This is a genomic window from Streptomyces fulvorobeus (genome assembly GCF_013167895.1).
In the GTDB taxonomy this organism is placed as follows: Bacteria; Actinomycetota; Actinomycetes; order Streptomycetales; family Streptomycetaceae; genus Streptomyces; species Streptomyces fulvorobeus.
The window spans coordinates 4,239,602-4,256,221 of the sequence record NZ_BLWC01000001.1; the positions used below are offsets into that span (position 1 = coordinate 4,239,602).

At 70.8% G+C, this 16,620-nt stretch carries 16 protein-coding genes and 2 pseudogenes; 13 read left to right on the forward strand and 5 right to left on the reverse strand.

Annotated elements, in window-relative coordinates:
- Positions 1-76: 76 nt before the first annotated feature.
- On the reverse strand, positions 77-319 hold the full coding sequence (locus Sfulv_RS19280) for a mycoredoxin (protein ID WP_173315740.1): 243 nt from the start codon (positions 317-319) through the stop codon (positions 77-79).
- Between the two features lie 245 nt (positions 320-564).
- Here Sfulv_RS19280 and Sfulv_RS19285 point away from each other — a divergent pair, with 245 nt between their 5' ends.
- The 5 genes and pseudogenes from Sfulv_RS19285 (at position 565) to Sfulv_RS19305 (ending at position 4,553) form a co-directional block, all read left to right on the forward strand.
- Positions 565-2,793 carry an ATP-dependent DNA helicase UvrD2 gene (locus Sfulv_RS19285; protein WP_173315742.1) on the forward strand — a complete coding sequence of 743 codons (2,229 nt, stop codon included), beginning with the start codon at positions 565-567 and terminating at the stop codon, positions 2,791-2,793.
- A 166-nt stretch (positions 2,794-2,959) separates the two neighbouring features.
- Positions 2,960-3,289, forward strand: coding sequence for a hypothetical protein (locus Sfulv_RS19290; RefSeq protein WP_173315744.1), 330 nt, complete (start codon positions 2,960-2,962; stop codon positions 3,287-3,289).
- Positions 3,290-3,462: 173 nt separating this feature from the next.
- Positions 3,463-3,830, forward strand: a pseudogene (locus tag Sfulv_RS19295) (WhiB family transcriptional regulator).
- Positions 3,827-4,186, forward strand: a complete 360-nt coding sequence (locus Sfulv_RS19300) for a putative WhiB-interacting protein (protein WP_173315746.1) — start codon at positions 3,827-3,829, stop codon at positions 4,184-4,186. Before Sfulv_RS19295 ends, Sfulv_RS19300 begins: the two are co-directional and overlap by 4 nt.
- A gap of 166 nt (positions 4,187-4,352) precedes the next feature.
- Positions 4,353-4,553, forward strand: a complete 201-nt coding sequence (locus Sfulv_RS19305; protein ID WP_173315748.1) for a hypothetical protein — start codon at positions 4,353-4,355, stop codon at positions 4,551-4,553.
- 29 nt (positions 4,554-4,582) lie between these two features.
- Here the strand turns inward: Sfulv_RS19305 and Sfulv_RS19310 are convergent.
- Together Sfulv_RS19310 and Sfulv_RS19315 are read right to left on the reverse strand one after the other, a co-directional pair.
- Positions 4,583-6,051 (reverse strand): annotated as a pseudogene (locus Sfulv_RS19310) (ABC1 kinase family protein).
- 59 nt (positions 6,052-6,110) lie between these two features.
- On the reverse strand, positions 6,111-7,256 hold the full coding sequence (locus Sfulv_RS19315; RefSeq protein WP_173315749.1) for a ThiF family adenylyltransferase: 1,146 nt from the start codon (positions 7,254-7,256) through the stop codon (positions 6,111-6,113).
- A 182-nt stretch (positions 7,257-7,438) separates the two neighbouring features.
- On the opposite strand from Sfulv_RS19315, the gene Sfulv_RS19320 reads away from it, so the two are divergent.
- The 4 genes from Sfulv_RS19320 (at position 7,439) to Sfulv_RS19335 (ending at position 11,160) form a co-directional block, all read left to right on the forward strand.
- Entirely contained in the window at positions 7,439-8,062 is a 624-nt protein-coding gene (locus tag Sfulv_RS19320) for a M48 metallopeptidase family protein (protein WP_173315751.1), read from the forward strand.
- A gap of 104 nt (positions 8,063-8,166) precedes the next feature.
- Positions 8,167-9,696, forward strand: a complete 1,530-nt coding sequence (locus tag Sfulv_RS19325; protein ID WP_173315753.1) for a TerD family protein — start codon at positions 8,167-8,169, stop codon at positions 9,694-9,696.
- Positions 9,697-9,707: 11 nt separating this feature from the next.
- Positions 9,708-10,388, forward strand: coding sequence for an AIM24 family protein (locus tag Sfulv_RS19330; protein ID WP_173315755.1), 681 nt, complete (start codon positions 9,708-9,710; stop codon positions 10,386-10,388).
- Positions 10,389-10,404: 16 nt separating this feature from the next.
- Positions 10,405-11,160, forward strand: a complete 756-nt coding sequence (locus Sfulv_RS19335) for an AIM24 family protein (protein ID WP_173315757.1) — start codon at positions 10,405-10,407, stop codon at positions 11,158-11,160.
- Positions 11,161-11,231: 71 nt separating this feature from the next.
- Here Sfulv_RS19335 and Sfulv_RS19340 read toward each other — a convergent pair whose 3' ends face one another.
- Together Sfulv_RS19340 and Sfulv_RS19345 are read right to left on the reverse strand one after the other, a co-directional pair.
- Positions 11,232-11,786 carry an NUDIX hydrolase gene (locus Sfulv_RS19340; RefSeq protein ID WP_173315759.1) on the reverse strand — a complete coding sequence of 185 codons (555 nt, stop codon included), beginning with the start codon at positions 11,784-11,786 and terminating at the stop codon, positions 11,232-11,234.
- Complete coding sequence (locus tag Sfulv_RS19345) at positions 11,783-13,237, reverse strand: zinc-dependent metalloprotease (RefSeq protein WP_173315761.1); 1,455 nt, start codon at positions 13,235-13,237, stop codon at positions 11,783-11,785. Before Sfulv_RS19345 ends, Sfulv_RS19340 begins: the two co-directional genes overlap by 4 nt.
- A gap of 190 nt (positions 13,238-13,427) precedes the next feature.
- On the opposite strand from Sfulv_RS19345, the gene Sfulv_RS19350 reads away from it, so the two are divergent.
- The 4 genes from Sfulv_RS19350 (at position 13,428) to Sfulv_RS19365 (ending at position 16,620) form a co-directional block, all read left to right on the forward strand.
- Complete coding sequence (locus Sfulv_RS19350) at positions 13,428-14,570, forward strand: SDR family oxidoreductase (protein ID WP_173315763.1); 1,143 nt, start codon at positions 13,428-13,430, stop codon at positions 14,568-14,570.
- A gap of 99 nt (positions 14,571-14,669) precedes the next feature.
- Complete coding sequence (locus Sfulv_RS19355; RefSeq protein WP_173315765.1) at positions 14,670-15,131, forward strand: molybdenum cofactor biosynthesis protein MoaE; 462 nt, start codon at positions 14,670-14,672, stop codon at positions 15,129-15,131.
- A gap of 129 nt (positions 15,132-15,260) precedes the next feature.
- Entirely contained in the window at positions 15,261-15,431 is a 171-nt protein-coding gene (locus Sfulv_RS19360; protein WP_173315767.1) for a hypothetical protein, read from the forward strand.
- 100 nt (positions 15,432-15,531) lie between these two features.
- Positions 15,532-16,620, forward strand: coding sequence for a YlbL family protein (locus Sfulv_RS19365; RefSeq protein ID WP_173315769.1), 1,089 nt, complete (start codon positions 15,532-15,534; stop codon positions 16,618-16,620).

Genomic DNA, 16,620 nt, shown 5'->3' on the forward strand with positions numbered 1-16,620 from the left:
TTCGCCGTAGGGCGCGCGGACGCAGCGAGAAGCCCCCGCCTCGGCGGGGGCTTCTCGGCGCGGACGCGACGGCGATTCAGACGCCGACCTTCTGCTTGACCTGGGCCAGCGACGGGTTGGTCAGGGTCGAACCGTCCGGGAACAGCACGGTCGGAACCGTCTGGTTTCCGCCGTTCGCCTTCTCGACGAACGCCGCCGACTCCGGGTCGTGCTCGATGTTGATCTCGGTGTAGGCGATGCCCTCGCGGTCCATCTGGCCCTTGAGCCGACGGCAGTAGCCGCACCACGTGGTGCTGTACATCGTCACAGTGCCCGGCATGTCTCGCGCTCCTCTGTCTCGTCCGTCTCGCCGCAAAGCTGAGATTGTGCGTTCCCGCACGCAAGGGAACGTACGGGACCCCGCCGCTCATTCCCGCCGCACCCCGGGAAACCGGTGCCGCCACGGGGATGGGGCCTGTCGGACGACGAGGGCACGGGCAGGGCCGGTGGGGATTAGTACGATGGATCGTTCACGCCTGTGGACAACTTCCCCGCCCGCCCCCCACGACCTGGCAGCATGGCGGGGTGACAGCAGCAACGCACTCCACCCTCTTCCCTCAGGTCCCCGACTCCCCGGACGCCGTGCTCGACGGGCTCGACCCCGAGCAGCGCGAGGTCGCGACGGCTCTGAACGGGCCCGTGTGCGTACTGGCAGGTGCCGGTACGGGCAAGACGCGCGCCATCACCCGCCGCATCGCGTACGGGGTGCGCGCGGGGATACTCCAGCCGACGACGGTGCTGGCTGTCACCTTCACCAACCGCGCGGCCGGTGAGATGCGGGGCCGCCTCCGTCAGCTGGGTGCCACCGGTGTGCAGGCACGGACCTTCCACTCGGCCGCCCTCCGCCAGCTCCAGTACTTCTGGCCGAAAGCAGTCGGTGGAGAGCTCCCGCGCCTGGTGGAGCGCAAGGTGCAGCTGGTCGCCGAGGCCGCGGCCCGCTGCGGGATCAAGCTCGACCGCAACGAGCTGCGGGACGCCACGAGCGAGATCGAGTGGGCCAAGGTCACCCAGACGGTGCCCGCCGACTATCCGGCCGCGGTCGCCAAGACCCAGCGCGACGCCCCGCGCGATCCTGCCGAGCTCTCCCAGATCTACGGGACGTACGAGCAGATCAAGCGCGACCGCTCCGTGATCGACTTCGAGGACGTGCTGCTCCTCACCGTCGGCATCCTCCAGGACCGGCACGACATCGCGGACCACGTCCGCAGCCAGTACCAGCACTTCGTGGTCGACGAGTACCAGGACGTCAGCCCGCTCCAGCAGCGGCTGCTCGACCTCTGGCTCGGCGACCGGGACACCCTGTGCGTCGTCGGGGACGCCAGTCAGACGATCTACTCCTTCACCGGGGCCACCCCCGACCACCTGCTGAACTTCCGCACCCGCCATCCGAACGCCACCATGGTCAAGCTGGTCAGGGACTACCGCTCCACCCCGCAGGTCGTCCACCTGGCCAACGGCCTGCTGAGCCAGGCCCGGGGCCGGGCCGCCGAACACCGGCTCGAACTGGTCTCGCAGCGCGACAAGGGTCCCGCCCCCGCCTATACGGAGTACGCGGACGAACCGGCGGAGGCCGAAGGCACCGCACGCCGTATCCGCGACCTGATCGCCGCCGGCGTCCCGGCCGGGGAGATCGCCGTGCTCTACCGCGTCAACTCCCAGTCCGAGGTCTACGAACAGGCACTCGCCGACGCGGGCGTCCCCTACCAGCTGCGCGGCGCTGAGCGCTTCTTCGAGCGCGCGGAGGTCAGGGAGGCGGGGATGGCCCTGCGCGGCGCCGCCCGCGCCGGAGGCAACGACTCCCTGCTCGACCAGGCCGAGGGGCTGCCGTCCGAGGTGCGGGCGGTGCTCTCCACGAAGGGCTGGACCAGCAGGCCGCCGGCCGGTTCCGGCGCGGTCCGGGACCGCTGGGAGTCGCTGGCCGCCCTGGTGCGGCTTGCCGAGGACTTCGAACAGGCAAGACCGGGAGCGACCCTTTCCGACCTCGTGGCCGAGCTGGACGAGCGGGCCGCCGCCCAGCACGCGCCCACGGTCCAGGGCGTCACGCTCGCCTCCCTGCACTCGGCGAAGGGCCTGGAGTGGGACGCCGTGTTCCTCGTCGGTCTGACCGAGGGCATGATGCCGATCACCTACGCCAAGACCGACGAACAGGTCGAGGAGGAGAGGCGGCTGCTCTACGTCGGAGTCACCCGGGCCCGTCTCCACCTCACGCTGTCCTGGGCGCTCTCCCGGTCGCCCGGCGGCCGGGGCGGCCGCCGGCCCACGCGCTTCCTGAACGGCCTGCGCCCCGGCTCGGTGGCGCTCGGCACCCGGGGCGGCGCGGGCGGTGGCGGGGGGATCGACCGCGGCTCCGCCACGGGCACGGCAGCGGGAGGCGGTGGCCCGGACGCGGCGGGCGTGCGCAGGCGCCGCGGCCCAGTGCGGTGCAGGGTCTGCGGCAGGACGCTCACCGAGGCCGGGGCGATGAAGCTGATGCGCTGCGAGGACTGCCCCTCCGACATGGACGAGGCGCTGTACGGGCGGCTGCGCGACTGGCGGGCCGTACAGGCCCGGGAGATCGGCCAGCCCGCCTACTGCGTGTTCACCGACAAGACGCTGATGGCGATCGCCGAGACCGTGCCGGGCAGCGAGGGTGAACTCGTCACCATCGCCGGCGTCGGCAACCGGAAGCTGACCAGGTTCGGCGCCGATGTCCTGGCCATTTGCGCAGGTGAGGCCCTGGACGAGGAGACCGGAGAAGGCGGCGCCGACGTGTGAGAAAAACTCGTCGAGAAAATAGTTTGCGCCCGCCCCAGTCGCCCCCATAGGTTCTTAACCACGGGAACAGCGACTTCTCTGAAGCCCTGATCCCGTGCTGTACTTATCCGAATACGCAGGACCGGCCCCGGCCGGTCCCTCTAGACGCCGAGAGGAGGCGATTCCTGTGATCAGCATCATCAGCACCAGCAAAATGACCGATCTCTCGGTCGTCTCCGCGCACTCGCTCGGCCTCGCCTGCGCTTCGGAATCCGTGCTTCGTGGCACCGGTCTGTCCGGCGTCTCCGCCGCCCGTCCGATGTCTCCGGCTGCTCTCCTGCCCGTCATGCGGGAGCGCAATGAGCGACCGATCGAAGCACCGGCAGCAGCAGTAGCGAAGGGACAGGCCCTGGCCTATGCCTTTGCGGCCGTCGGTGCCGGAGCCGAGAAGCAGACGACGCAGCACCACACCAAGTGGGCCTTCCGTGGGCCTGAACCCTGGAGCGATCCAGCCTGATCCAGCATCAGGCCGGCGCCTTCAGGGCCGCGGAACCCCACTCGGGATCCGCGGCCCTTTTGTTTTGTCCGAACGGGATGAGACGTGACGAAGGAGCCTCGGGACAAGCAGCACCTGGTACCAGCCGCCAACCGGCCAACAGGCCGGCACGACCAGACGAGGACAACACCACCGTGCAACTCGAGACGCACGCCCCGTCCGTACCGCCTTCCGACGCGATCTCCCCGCCCGGCCTCACGGAGGACTCCACCTTGACCCCCTCACCGCGCTCACCGCGCTGGACGACGCCATCGAGAACCTCGGTGTGCCCGTCCCCTGCCGTTCGTACGACCCCGAGGTCTTCTTCGCCGAGTCCCCGGCCGACGTCGAGTACGCCAAGTCCCTCTGCCGCACCTGCCCGCTCGTCGAGGCATGCCTCGCCGGCGCCCAGGAGCGGCGCGAGCCGTGGGGCGTCTGGGGTGGAGAGCTCTTCGTCCAGGGTGTCGTCGTCGCCCGCAAGCGGCCGCGTGGCCGCCCGCGTAAGCACCCGGTCGCGGCGTGAACGCCGATCCCGGGGTCCCCGCCCCCGCACGAACGCATCGCATCGGAACCATCGACCGTCCCCACACCCATGACCCCCGGAATCAGGCACCAATGACCTCCCCCACGAGCGAGCCCATCGGCTCCGCGACCCCGAACGTCACCATCACCGGCGCGAACGACTCGCGCCAGAACAGGACCCGCGAGATGCAACTCATCCCAGAAGCCATGGCTCGTGCGCATATGCACGACCGCCTGAGGGAGGCCGAGGCGGAACGACAGGCCGTGCGCCTCGTCGCCGCCCGGCGGATGCAGCGCCGGGCGGAGCGCGCCTCGCTGCGCGCCCGCCGTGCGCTGGCCATGGCCGTCATGCACTGAGGACTCCGCAGGAGAACCCGGGGGCCGAGCCCCGGGAACAGCAGGCCGCCCGGGCAACCGCTCTGCCCGGTGAGCAGCCACCCCCACCACGGGGCCGGTCCGGACAGGTCGGCCCCGTGGTGCGTTGTGCCGCGCCGTACCCGTTCCACGGCGCTGTCGTCGCAAGGTGGACGAGGAGACCCAGCCCCAACGGCCGGGCACCGAGCGCGTGGTGTGCGTCCGGTGCGCAACCGCCGTCCAGGGCGAGATCGCACCGCCGACGTGGAGCTGCTCCATGGAGAACGGCACACGCCAGTACCTCTGGGACGTGTGCGCCCGCGCCCACATCCGAGCGACCGACAGCCGCCTCGGCCCCACCTGGTGGTGAGGGCCGCGCATCCCGTTCAGCCGTTGGTCCTACGCCTCGACGGCCGCACCCTCCTGCGCCGGCTTGCCCTGCGCCGACTTCCCCTGCTGGGGCCGCTCCTGCTCGCACCCCTCCTGCTCGCCTTCCGCCGGCTCGTCCTCGGCCAGGAAGCCCGGCAGCCAGGACTCCAGTTCGTCCCGCAGGCGCACGGTCGCTCCCAGCTGGCACAGCACCCCGATGGTGCTCAGTGTCACGCGGTGTATCAGCAGGTAGGACGGCGGGAGGTTCATCTGCTTGCCCAACTGGTGGGCGGGGGAGCGCGGGTCCGCTATTCGGGCCGCCTGGGTGCGCAACCAGCCACGGGTGAAGGTGAACTCCTCCACCTCCGCCGGCTCGATGATCGGCAGCAGGTAGTCGAGCACGGCGTCCGGCGCGAGTTCGATCGACTCCTTCACGAAGCCGGCTTCGCGCAGCAGGTCGTACACCGCTTCCGCGTTGCCCTCCAGCGTCATGCGCAGCGAGTCGCCGATGGTCTGCGGCAGCCCGCCCGGCAGCCGGTCCACCGTGCCGAAGTCCAGCACCCCGAGCCGCCACTGCCCGGGTCCCCTTCCAGCCCCGCCCCGGCTCCGTCCCCGCTCCCGGCGGCGGGCAGCAGCCGGAAGTTGCCCGGATGCGGATCGGCGTGCAGCAGCCCCGTACGCGCCGGGCCCGAGAAGAGGAAGCGTGCGAGCAACTGGCCAGCCCGGTCCCGTTGTTCCACCGAGCCCTCGGCGATCACGTCGGCGAGTGGCACACCGTCGATCCATTCCGACACCAGGACCTGGTCGGACTGGTGGACCACACCGGGGACGACCACGTCGGGATCGTCCGCGAACTCCGTCGCGTGCTGCCGCTGGGACTCCGCCTCCAGCCCGTAGTCCAGCTCCTCGGCGACCCGCTCGCGCATCTCCTTGATCAGCGGCTTCACGTCCATGCCCGGTACCAGCGGGCCGAACAGCCGGGCGAAACGGCTCAACTGGGTCAGGTCGGAGAGCAGTGCGTCACCCGCACCCGGGTACTGCACCTTCACCGCGACGTCCCGGCCGTCGTGCCACACCGCCCGGTGCACCTGCCCGATCGACGCCGCGGCCGCCGGTTTGTCCTCGAAGGAGAGGAAAAGATCCCGCCAGTCCTCGCCCAGCCGCTCCTCCAGCACGGTGTGCACCGTGCGGGCGGGCATGGGTGGTGCCGCTTCCTGCAGCTTGGTGAGCGCCGCCCGGTAGGGCCCCGCGACCTCCTCGGGCAGCGCCGACTCGAAGACGGACAGTGCCTGCCCGAGCTTCATCGCACCGCCCTTCAACTCGCCGAGCGTACGGAAGAGCTGGTCGGCGGTTCGCTGCTGCACCTCGCGGGCCACCAGCTCGGCGGACTTCCCGCCGATCCGCTTACCCAGGCCCCATGTGGCACGGCCCGCGAAGCCGAGCGGCAGCGCGGCCAGCTTGGCGGTACGGGTGACCGCCTTCCGGGGAAGATCAGACATGTGCCCCTCCAGTTCCCAGACCGTGCCGCGTGGGTCTTCGGCGTTGCCGTCGACAGCGGTCACCCGGCCATTGTGTCGTGTGCGGCACCCGCCTCGGAGGTGAGTTCCCCCTCAGTGTGCCCGGCGGCACCACAGGAACAGTCGCGATGCGGTGCCAACCGCTCCGACCGCCAGTCCAGCAGCGGCATCGCCGCCTCCCACCGGGAGCCGGTACTTGAGGGCAGCTCCCCGTCGAGGAAGGACAGGGCGTGGGCCGCGGCAAGCCCCGCGACCGCCGTGGCCAAGCTCACGTCGCAGGCGGGGACGGCGCTCCGGTGTCCGGAGCGCCACTGCGCCAGCATCCGCGGCCACTGCGGGTCGCGGTCGGCGCGGTGCAGGGCCAGGCAGCCGGCGCACCCCGTACCCCCGGGCAGCACCAGCGGACCGACCACTCCTGTGGCCTCGATCACACCCGCGTAGAGATGGGGAGTTCCCGAGCTGATCCAGGGCGCGGAGGTGGCGGGGTCGGGTGCGTAGACGGAGAGGCCGTCGCGCGGGGCGACCACGATCAATGCGAGTCCCGGTTCTCCCCCGGACGGCGTCCCGGCCGTCTCGGCGGCCCGCGGCGCTCTTCCCACTGCGGACCGGCGGACGAGCTGACGGGCCGCGGAGTCTCTCCGCTCCCCGACCGCGGACGCCGGAAGCCCACCGGGGGCGATGTCCCAGGGCTCGGTACGCCCTCCGTCCAGCACCTCGACCCGGCCCACTCCCGCCCCGGACAGCACCCCCGCGATCACCGCGCCCACCCGGCCCGCTCCTCGCACCTGCACGCGTATGGCCCGCCTCGCGGCGAGCCGGCGCAGCCCGCTGCCGGGCTCCGGGTGCACGACGGAGAGTGACGCGAGATCGGGCCGCTGCCGCTCCAGGGCGTCGGTCCGGTCGCGTAGCGCGTCGGCCTCCGGCCCGCCGCCCCGGGGATCGTCCAGCAGGCCCGCCTCCGCCAGACGCCTCACCAGAACGTCCACATGCCGCTCCGACAGGTCCAGTGACCGGGCCTCTTCGCGCAGCAGTCGCAGACCGCGTGTGCCGTCGAGTAGTTCCAGAAAGCTGCCCGTGGCGAGATCGATGGGGCCGAGCGTCACCGCGTGGGCCGGTGTCACACCGAATTGGACCGTGTTCCGTCCCCGCCATGCGCGGCGCAGCGCGGGCTTGAGCATCGGATGCATGACTTCTCCCCGTCCCGTTGTGAAAATCCTTCGCCAGCATGCGGCGGCGGGGCGACGTCCGTGAAAAGTTGTCCACAGGCCGGGGGTATTAGTCGTTCAAATGGCGCACCCTGTGGACCCGATCGACGCCGAACCGTCCCGGAGCCGGGACTTCCGCCACTGACAGCGGGTAACGTCGGGGCGTGCCCGCCGAACCGTCACCCGGCTTCTCCGGGGGGATCCCCTTGCGTAGCGCCGGAAGCAATCAGCGCAGTGCGGCCGCCCGCCGGCCCCGTGCCTCGGCGCCGAGCGCGGTCGAGGTGCGCAGGAGTGCCCGGCGCAGCAGAACGGTCTCCGCGTACCGCGAGGGCGACCGCACCATCGTGCTGATCCCCGCCCGGATGTCGGAGGCGGAGGAGCAGCGCTGGGTGAGTGTGATGCTCGACAAGCTCGCCGCCCAGGAGAGCAAGCGCGTCATCGGCGACAGCGAGCTCGCGGAGCGCGCCGGACGGCTGTCCGCCCAGTACTTCGAGGGCCGGGCGCGGCCCGCCTCGGTGCGGTGGGTGACCAACCAGAACACCCGATGGGGCTCCTGCACTCCGGCCGAGGGCTCCATCCGCCTGTCGCACCGGTTGCAGGGCATGCCGGAGTACGTCGTCGACTACGTCCTCGTCCACGAGCTGGCGCACCTGCTCGTCCCCGGACACGGGCCGGACTTCTGGCGGCTGCTCGAGACGTATCCGCGCACCGAGCGGGCCCGGGGCTACCTCGAAGGCGTCGTGGCGGCGGAGCGGCTTCCCCACCTGCCCGGCGCACGCGAGGAATGACGTCCGGTTCTGTACCGGGTCTGTACCGACTTGGCTCGATCTCGTCGATTGCGGTTAGCCTGACGCGACGCATTCACCTTCGGGATGGGGGACGGTCGTAACGCATGGCCAGGGAATTCCAACGCGGCCACAAGGCCAAGATCAGTGACCTCACGCCAGGGACGGATCTGTACGTAGGTGTGCAGATCGCCGGACCCGGACTGACCTTCGACATCAGCTGCTTCGGTCTCGACGCCGATGAGCAGCTCTCGGACGACCGGTACTTCATCTTCTTCAACCAGCCGAAGTCGCCCGAGGAGTCCATCCAGCTGCTCGGCCCGCAGTCCGGCGACACCGAGTCCTTCCGCGTCACGCTCGACCGCGTTCCGGCGAACATCCACAGGCTGTCCTTCACCGCGACCCTCGACGGTGCGGGACAGATGTCGCAGGTCGGCCCCGGATACATCCGGATCGTGGCCGGTGGCGAAGAGGTGGTGAGGTACGCCTTCACCGGCTCGGAGTTCACCTCGGAGCGGGCCGTCATGCTGGGCGACTTCTACCTGAAGGACGTCTGGCGTTTCGCCGCGGTCGGACAGGGCTTCGACGGCGGCCTGGACGCCCTGCTGCAGAACTTCGGCGGCGAGGTCGCGGAGGAAGCCCCGGCCGCTCCGCAGCCGCAGGCCGCCCCGTCGTTCGCCCCGCCCGCGCAGGCGACCGCGCCCCCGGCCTTCGGAGCCCCGGCTCCGCAGGCACCTCAGCCCGTGCCGGTCTTCGGAGCCCCCGCCGCGGCGGCCCCCGCGCAGCCGCAGCAGCCGGCGCACTCCGTGCCGGCCATGGCGGCTCCGATGGCACCGCCGGCCCCGTCCCCCTACGGACAGCCGCAGCCACCCCAGTTCGGGCAGGTCCCCGGACAGGCCGCGCCGCCGGCCGCCCCCTTCGGGCAGCATGCTCCCGGTGTGCCACAGGGCGTGCCCCAGGGCATGCCGCCGGGCGGTGCGGGTCTGCAGGCCGCTCTCCAGCTCTACAAGGAGACCCCGACCGGCCAGCGCTGGACCCCGCAGAACCAGCAGCTCATGAGGGTCGACCTGACCATCGGCACCTCCCCGGTGCTGGCTCGCCAGGGCAGCATGGTGATGTACCAGGGCAAGGTCGACTTCGGCTACAAGAGCGCCGGTTTCGCGGGGCGTGTGGTCGGTAACGCCACGGGCCAGGAAATGCAGCTGATGCGCTGTACGGGCCGGGGCCAGGTCTTCCTCGCGGAGGAAGGCGCGCACCTGCATCCGATCGAGCTGCAGGGCGACGGCATCTGCGTCTCCGCGGAGAACGTTCTCGCCTTCGACGAGTCGCTCCAGTACGAGGTGCGCAGGATCGAGGGCCACGGCATTCCCGGCGGCGCCCTGTTCACCATGCTGTTCCAGGGCACCGGCACCGTGGTCGTGAAGACCCACGGCGTCCCGGTCGTCCTGCCGGTCACCCCGACCACGTTCGCCGACTGCAACGCCGTCGTCGCATGGTCGGCGGCGTCCCAGGTGATCCTCTCCAGCCAGGTCAGGCTGCGCCGCAACGCGTATCCGGGACACAGCGGGGAGACCGTGAACCTCCAGTTCCGGGGAGCGCCCGGAAACTTCATCATCGTCCAGCCCTACGAGGTGTGAGGGAGCCCGTCATGAACCAGCAACTCGCGGGCTTCGCCCCGACCCCCGTTACGGCCCGGATGGAGAACCACGGCCGCTCGATGCTCAAGGTCGCCATGGCCACGGGCCAGGACCTGTACGCACGCACCGGTTCGATGGTGGCGTACGAGGGCTTCATCCAGTACGAACCCAATCCGCCCGCCGTCCGGCAGGCCGCCTCCCAGTGGGTCACCGGCGAGGGCGCGCCCGTCATGAGGTGCTCGGGTGACGGGCTGCTCTACCTCGCCGACTACGGCGCCGACGTGGTCGTGATCAACCTCGACAACGACTCACTCTCGGTCAACGGCAGCAACCTCCTGGCGTTCGACGCCCATCTCACCTGGGGTGTCGAGAAGGTCAAGGGTCTCGCCAAGTTCGCCGGCCAGGGCCTGTGGAACGTGGGCGTCCAGGGCACGGGGTGGGTGGCCATCACCTCCCGCGGCACTCCGATCGTCGTCGACTGCGGCCGGGGCGAGGACGAGACGTACGTCGATCCGGACGCCCTGGTCGCGTGGTCCCCGAACCTCAAGGTGAAGGGCAAGCGCAGCTTCAAGGCGTCCTCGCTCATCGGGCGGGGCAGCGGAGAGGCGTACCAGATGGCCTTCTCCGGGCAGGGCATCGTGGTCGTCCAGCCGAGCGAGGACAGCACCGACCGCCTCCGGGTCCGGAACTGAGGGGGGAGAACACACCATGCAGAGTCCGCTTTTCGCTCACACCGAGCAGCAGTCCCAGGACCGGTACACCATCCAGAACCCGCAGCTCCTGCGGGTCTCCCTGACCGGCCACGACGACATCCTCGCCCGCAAGGGCGCCATGGTCGCGTACCAAGGGCTGATGGAGTTCGACGGGGAGTACCGCTCGCAGGGGCAGCGCCGGGCCCAGGCGAACACGGGTGAGGGCCTCGACCTGATGCGCTGCACCGGGCAGGGCACCGTCTACCTGGCCAACCTCGCCCAGTACATCCACGTCGTCGACGTCGACCGTGAGGGCATGACGGTGGACAGCGCCTACGTCCTCGCGCTGGACTCCGCGCTGCACACCGAGGTCATCGCGGTGGACAGCCAGTACGGTCTCTCGGGCACCGGCAAGTACCAGCTGAACATCACCGGCACCGGCAAGGTCGCGCTGATGACCTCCGGCCAGCCGCTGATGATGCGGGTGACGCCGGACAAGTACGTGAACGTCGACGCCGACGCGATCGTGGCCTGGTCCAGCTCGCTGCGCGTGCAGATGCAGGCCCAGACACACTCCACCAACGTCAGGCGTCGTCGCGGCAGTACCGGTGAGGGCTGGGAGCTCAGCTTCCTCGGAGAGGGGTTCGCCCTCGTCCAGCCGAGTGAGGTCATGCCCCCGCAGCACGCCGAGATCGGGCAGGGCGCCCGCGCCCAGTTCGGTGTCGGCCAGCAGGGCGCGCACGCCCAGAACCAGAACAACGCCTGGAACTGACCGGTTCACAGAGGCATCGGGTAAGGGGCGGTCTCTTCGGATGCCGCCCCTTACGCCGTCCTCGGCCGGTGTTACGGCCGGGCGCGCTGCTCCAGCGCCGCGAGCGTCCCCTCCAGGAGCCGTACGACCGAGGCGTCGGCCACGTCCGCCACCTCGTCGTACGCGAACCACCGCAGGTCCAGCGACTCGTCGCTGATCCGCTCCGCCGATCCCGCCGGGGCCAGCGCCGCGTACTGAACGTCGAGATGCCAGTGGCAGGGCGGCGGGATCGGGTGCCTGTCCAGCCGCACCGGTCCGCCGGCCAGCAGCGTCAGGCCCTCGATCCCGGACTCCTCCGTCGCCTCCCGCAGGGCGGCGGCGGCCAGGGTGGAGTCCTGCGGCTCGCAGTGCCCGCCCATCTGGAGCCACATCCGCAGCTTCCTGTGCAGGGTCAGCAGGACCCGGCCGCGGCCGGGGTCGATCACCAGGGCACTGGCGGTCAGATGGCCGGCCTCGCACGCCTTCCACATACCGTCCGGGCGCTGTTCCAGGTGGTCGAGGTAGACCTGGCGCAGTTCGTCCTGCGCGGTGCCGTCCCCGGCGGCGTACCCCTTCAGCACGAGGACGGCGTCGTCGTGCAGGCTCACAGGTCGGTGTCGTCCTTGCTGTCCTTGCCGCCCTGGTCGCCGGTGCCCGGGCCCTCGGTGCCGTCCCCGCCGGGAGCGGGCTTCCGCGGCCCCTTGGCGGCCTCTCCGAGCATCTTGTCCAGTTCGGAGAAGTCCGGCTGCTCGTGGTGGACGAAGCCGTCCGGGTCGTCCAGGTCACGGGCCGTGGGCAGCATGTCCGGGTGCTCCCACAGGCCGTCACGGCCGTCCACGCCCCGGGCGTCGGTGAGCGAGGCCCACAGCCGCGAGGCGTCGCGCAGCCGGCGCGGACGCAGCTGGAGCCCGATCAGGGTGGCGAAGGTCTGCTCCGCCGGGCCGCCGGACGCCCGGCGCCTGCGCAGCGTCTCGCGCAGTGCGTCCGCCGAGGTCAGCCGCGATCTGGCGGCCTCGTGGACCACCGCGTCCACCCAGCCCTCGACCAGTGCGAGCGCCGTCTCCAGGCGGGCCAGCGACGCCTTCTGCTCGGGGGTGTCCTCCGGCTGGAACATGCCCTGCTGAAGGGCGTCCTGCAACTGCTCGGGCTGCGTCGGGTCGAACTGGCCGACGACGTCCTCCAGCTTGCTGGTGTCGACCTTGATGCCGCGCGCGTACGCCTCGACCGCACCGAAGAGGTGCGAGCGCAGCCACGGCACATGAGCGAAGAGACGCTGGTGGGCGGCCTCACGCAGCGCGAGGTAGAGCCGCACCTCGTCCTGCGGCACGCCCAGGTCCTTGCCGAAGAGCTCGATGTTCAGCGGAAGGAGCGCGGCCTTGCCGGCCGGCCCGAGCGGCAGCCCGATGTCCGTGGAACCGACCACCTCACCGGCGAGCACGCCCACGGCCTGCCCGATCTGCTGACCGAACATGGCGCCGCCCATCGACCGCATCATGCCGATCAGGGGCCCCGCCATGGCCTGCATCTCCTCGGGCAGTACGTCGCCCATGGCCAGGCCCACCCGCTCGGCCACCGGGTCCACGAGCTGCTGCCAGGCGGGGAGGGACGCCTCGACCCACTCCGCGCGGCTCCAGGCGACGGTGGAGACGGAGCCGGAGGGAAGCGAGGTCACCCCGTCCAGCCACACGTCAGCCAGTCGCAGGGCCTCGTCGACCGCCGTCCGCTCGGCGGGACCCACGCTCGCGTCCTTCGTGCCGTCCGGGGTGCCCTGCGAGACCGCCTGTCGGGCGATCTGCTTGGCCATGTCCCAGTTCACGGGACCGCCCTCGTAGCTGAGCATCTGGCCGAGCTGCTGGAAGGCAGCGCCCAGGTCGTTCGGGTTCATCGCACCGAACATGGCCGCGAACGGGTTGTCGCCGCCCGCGCCCGGGCCGAAGCCCAACGGGTTGCCCGGGCCGCCCGGACCCTGGCCACCTCCGGCGGGGTCCTTCTTCTTGCCCTCGTCGCCGTTCTCCGGCTCCTCCGGCGGAAGGCCGAATCCGAATGGGGTGTCACTCACGGGTTTCCTCGGCTCGTAGGGCCGCCGGCTCGAACCGACGGCGACTGCCCGACATCACCATCCAGCGTAGACACCGAGCCCGCTGAGGGCCTCAGTGCTCCGCCGGCTCCCGGCCTGCGGCAGGATGGACGCCACCTGGTACGTACGCGTCGTTCGGGTACGTACTGAAGACAACCGCTGGAGACGCCCGGTGAGTTCCCCAGATCCGCAGGTTCGCGCAGCGCGAAACCTGGCCGACCCCTCGTCCGAGAGCAAGCCCGAGAAGAACCGCTCCAGGAACCGGGGCCCCGTCGTCGCGGTCACCGGTGCGGCGAGCGGCGTCGGTGAGCTCCTCACCGCCCATCTCGTCGCATCCGACGAGATCAAGCAGGTCATCGCCATCGACGAACGCCGGGGCGACGTCCCTGGGGCGACCTGGCACATCCTGGACGTACGCGACCCCGCCATCGCCGAGAAGCTCCGCGGCGCGGACGTCGTGGTGCACCTCGCGCTCGACCTCGACCTGGAGACCGACCCCGCCGCCCGTACGGCGTACAACGTGCGCGGTACCCAGACGGTGCTGACGGCCGCCGCCGCGGCAGGTGTCCACCGGGTCGTGCTGTGCACATCGGCGATGGTCTACGGGGCCCTCCCGGACAACGACGTCCCGCTCTCCGAGGACGCCGAACTGCGCGCCACGGCGGAGGCCACCGGGGTCGGGGACCTGCTGGAGATCGAACGCCTGGGCCGGCGGGCACCGCGCGCCCACCCCGGGCTCAACGTCACCGTCGTGCGGCCGACCGTCCTGGTCGGCGGTACGGACACGGCACTGACCCGGTACTTCGAGTCGCCGCGCCTCCTGGTGGTCGCCGGCTCGCGTCCCACCTGGCAGTTCTGCCATGTCGACGACCTGGTGACGGCTCTGGAGTACGCCGCTCTGGAGAAGATCGAGGGAGACTTCGCCGTCGGCTGCGACGGGTGGCTGGAGCAGCAGGAGGTGGAGGAGCTCAGCGGCGTACGCCGTATGGAGCTCCCCTCGGCCGTGGCGCTCGGCGCGGCGGCGCGGCTCCACCGCATCGGCCTCACGCCCTCCCCGGCGGGCGACCTCGCCTACACGATGCACCCCTGGGTGGTCAGCGTGAGCCGGCTGCACGACGCGGGCTGGCGGCCCAAGTGGAGGAACGAGGAGGTGCTCGGAGCGCTCCTGGAGGAGGTGGAGGGCCGGCACACGCTCGCCGGGCGCCGGCTCGGGCGCAAGGACGCCACGGCGGCCGGCGCGGCCGGCGCGACCGTCGCCCTGCTCGGCACCGCGGCCCTGGTCCGGCGCGCCCGCAAGGCACGCCGCCGCATCTAGGGCTCGGGGACGGCCTGTAGGAGGCTCCAAGACGCCCTGCGGCCCGCCGGTCGAATGGGCTATTCCTTGATGTCAGTGCCGTGCGGCACGATGGACCCCATGGCACGCACCCATGACCACCCCGGCGAGCAGGCGGCTCACGACCCCATCCGGCTGCTGGAGATCCGCGACACCCCGCTCTCCGTCGACGAGATCTTCCGTGCCGTGGGGGACGAGGCGGCGGGAGGCATCGCGCTGTTCGTCGGCACGGTGCGCAACCACGACGAAGGGCAGGACGTCGGAGCCCTCGGCTACTCCTGCCATCCCTCGGCCCAGGACGAGATGCGGAAGGTGGCCGAGAAGGTCGTTGCCGAGTTCCCCGTCCGGGCACTGGCCGCCGTCCACCGAGTGGGTGAACTGGCGGTGGGCGATCTGGCGGTGGTCGTCGCCGTCTCCTGTGCCCACCGGGGGGAGGCGTTCGACGCCTGCCGGAAGCTGATCGACGACCTCAAGCACCAGGTTCCGATCTGGAAGCACCAGCGCTTCTCGGACGGCACGGAGGAGTGGGTGGGAGCCTGCTGAGCGCAAACCGGACGGGGAAGGATCAGCCCCGATTTGCGTAACCGCCCCCCTGCCGTGAGCGTTGGCCTTTCCGGATCGCTAATCTGCTGATCGGCCGCATGCGGCCACTCACTGGGTAGGGAGGTCGTCATGGCGGCACTCGCTTGGTTGCTGATTCCACTCTTCGCTGCTGTCGGAGCTGCGATATGGGGAAGCTGGGCCGCGCGCAATCGCACGATCGGTGACGTCTCCGAACTCGCCGGCTACGCACGGTTCCGCGACGCGATGGAGAAATCGCACTCCGGCTCCGACGCCGCATGACTCGGCGTCCCGCCGCGTGACGCAGCCCGCCGCCCGTCGGCGTGCTCGTACGGACCGGCCCCGACGGTGCACTGAGAGGCCATTCCCGTACTGTCGTTCCATGCCACGCCGCACCGCGACGATGCTCGCCTCCACCCTGATCCTCATCGCGCTGCTCTGCGCAGGCGTGCTGATTCCCGTGGGGTACTCCGAGATGTCCCCGGGGCCGACCGTGAACACGCTGGGTGACGCACGGGGCGAGCCCGTCCTGCGGATCAGCGGTCGCAAGACATACCCCACCAAGGGGAATCTGAACATGACGACGGTCCGCGTCACCGGTGCGGACTATGAGATGAACATCGTCGAGGCGGTCTACGGCTGGCTGGCCCACGACAGCGTGGTGGTACCGCACGACACCCTCTACCCGGACGGCAAGACGGAAGAGGAGTCGACGCAGGAGAACGCCGAGGAGTTCAGCCAGTCCCAGGAGAGCGCCAAGGTGGCCGCCCTGGAGGAGCTGGACATCCCCGTCTCCTCCCGGATCGTGGTGTCCACGGTCATCAAGGGCAGCCCCGCCCAGGGGAAGCTGCACGCGGGTGACGTGATCAAGGCGGTCGACGGCGCGCCCGTCAAGGAGCCCCAGGACGTCGCCGCGCACGTCACCAGGCACAAGCCGGGCGAGGACGTGGCCTTCACCATCGTCCCGGCCAAGGAGGCGGCCGCAGCCGAGAAGGCGGGCAGGCAGCCCCGGTCCACCCGGAAGATCGTCATCACCACGGAGAAGGCCCCGAAGGAGAACCGGGCGATCGTCGGCATCCGGGCCGGGACGGACCACACGTTCCCGTTCGAGATCGACATCGAGCTCGCCGACGTGGGCGGCCCCAGCGCCGGCCTGATGTTCTCCCTGGGCATCATCGACAAACTGACGCCAGGGAGCCTGGCGGGTGGCACGTTCGTCGCCGGCACCGGCACGATCGACGACGAGGGCACGGTCGGACCGATCGGCGGCATCAGCATGAAGCTGGTCGGCGCGCGCGACGCGGGTGCCCGGTACTTCCTGACTCCCGACGACAACTGCGCCGCCGCCACCTCCGACATCCCCAGCGGTCTCACGCTGGTGCGGGTGAAGACCCTCGACGACGCCCGGAAGTCGCTCGACAGGATCCGGGCGGGGGACACCGCCGGCCTGCCGAGCTGCTCGGCAGGCTGA

What these genes read in the sequence shown, in the direction of transcription:
- Sfulv_RS19330 (WP_173315755.1), top strand. Translation starts at nt 9,708, where the DNA reads ATGAACCAGCAACTCGCGGGCTTCGCCCCGACCCCCGTTACGGCCCGG.
- Sfulv_RS19335 (WP_173315757.1), top strand. Translation starts at nt 10,405, where the DNA reads ATGCAGAGTCCGCTTTTCGCTCACACCGAGCAGCAGTCCCAGGACCGG.
- Sfulv_RS19315 (WP_173315749.1), bottom strand. Translation starts at nt 7,256, where the DNA reads ATGCATCCGATGCTCAAGCCCGCGCTGCGCCGCGCATGGCGGGGACGG.
- Sfulv_RS19365 (WP_173315769.1), top strand. Translation starts at nt 15,532, where the DNA reads ATGCCACGCCGCACCGCGACGATGCTCGCCTCCACCCTGATCCTCATC.
- Sfulv_RS19280 (WP_173315740.1), bottom strand. Translation starts at nt 319, where the DNA reads ATGCCGGGCACTGTGACGATGTACAGCACCACGTGGTGCGGCTACTGC.
- Sfulv_RS19325 (WP_173315753.1), top strand. Translation starts at nt 8,167, where the DNA reads ATGGCCAGGGAATTCCAACGCGGCCACAAGGCCAAGATCAGTGACCTC.
- Sfulv_RS19360 (WP_173315767.1), top strand. Translation starts at nt 15,261, where the DNA reads ATGGCGGCACTCGCTTGGTTGCTGATTCCACTCTTCGCTGCTGTCGGA.
- Sfulv_RS19355 (WP_173315765.1), top strand. Translation starts at nt 14,670, where the DNA reads ATGGCACGCACCCATGACCACCCCGGCGAGCAGGCGGCTCACGACCCC.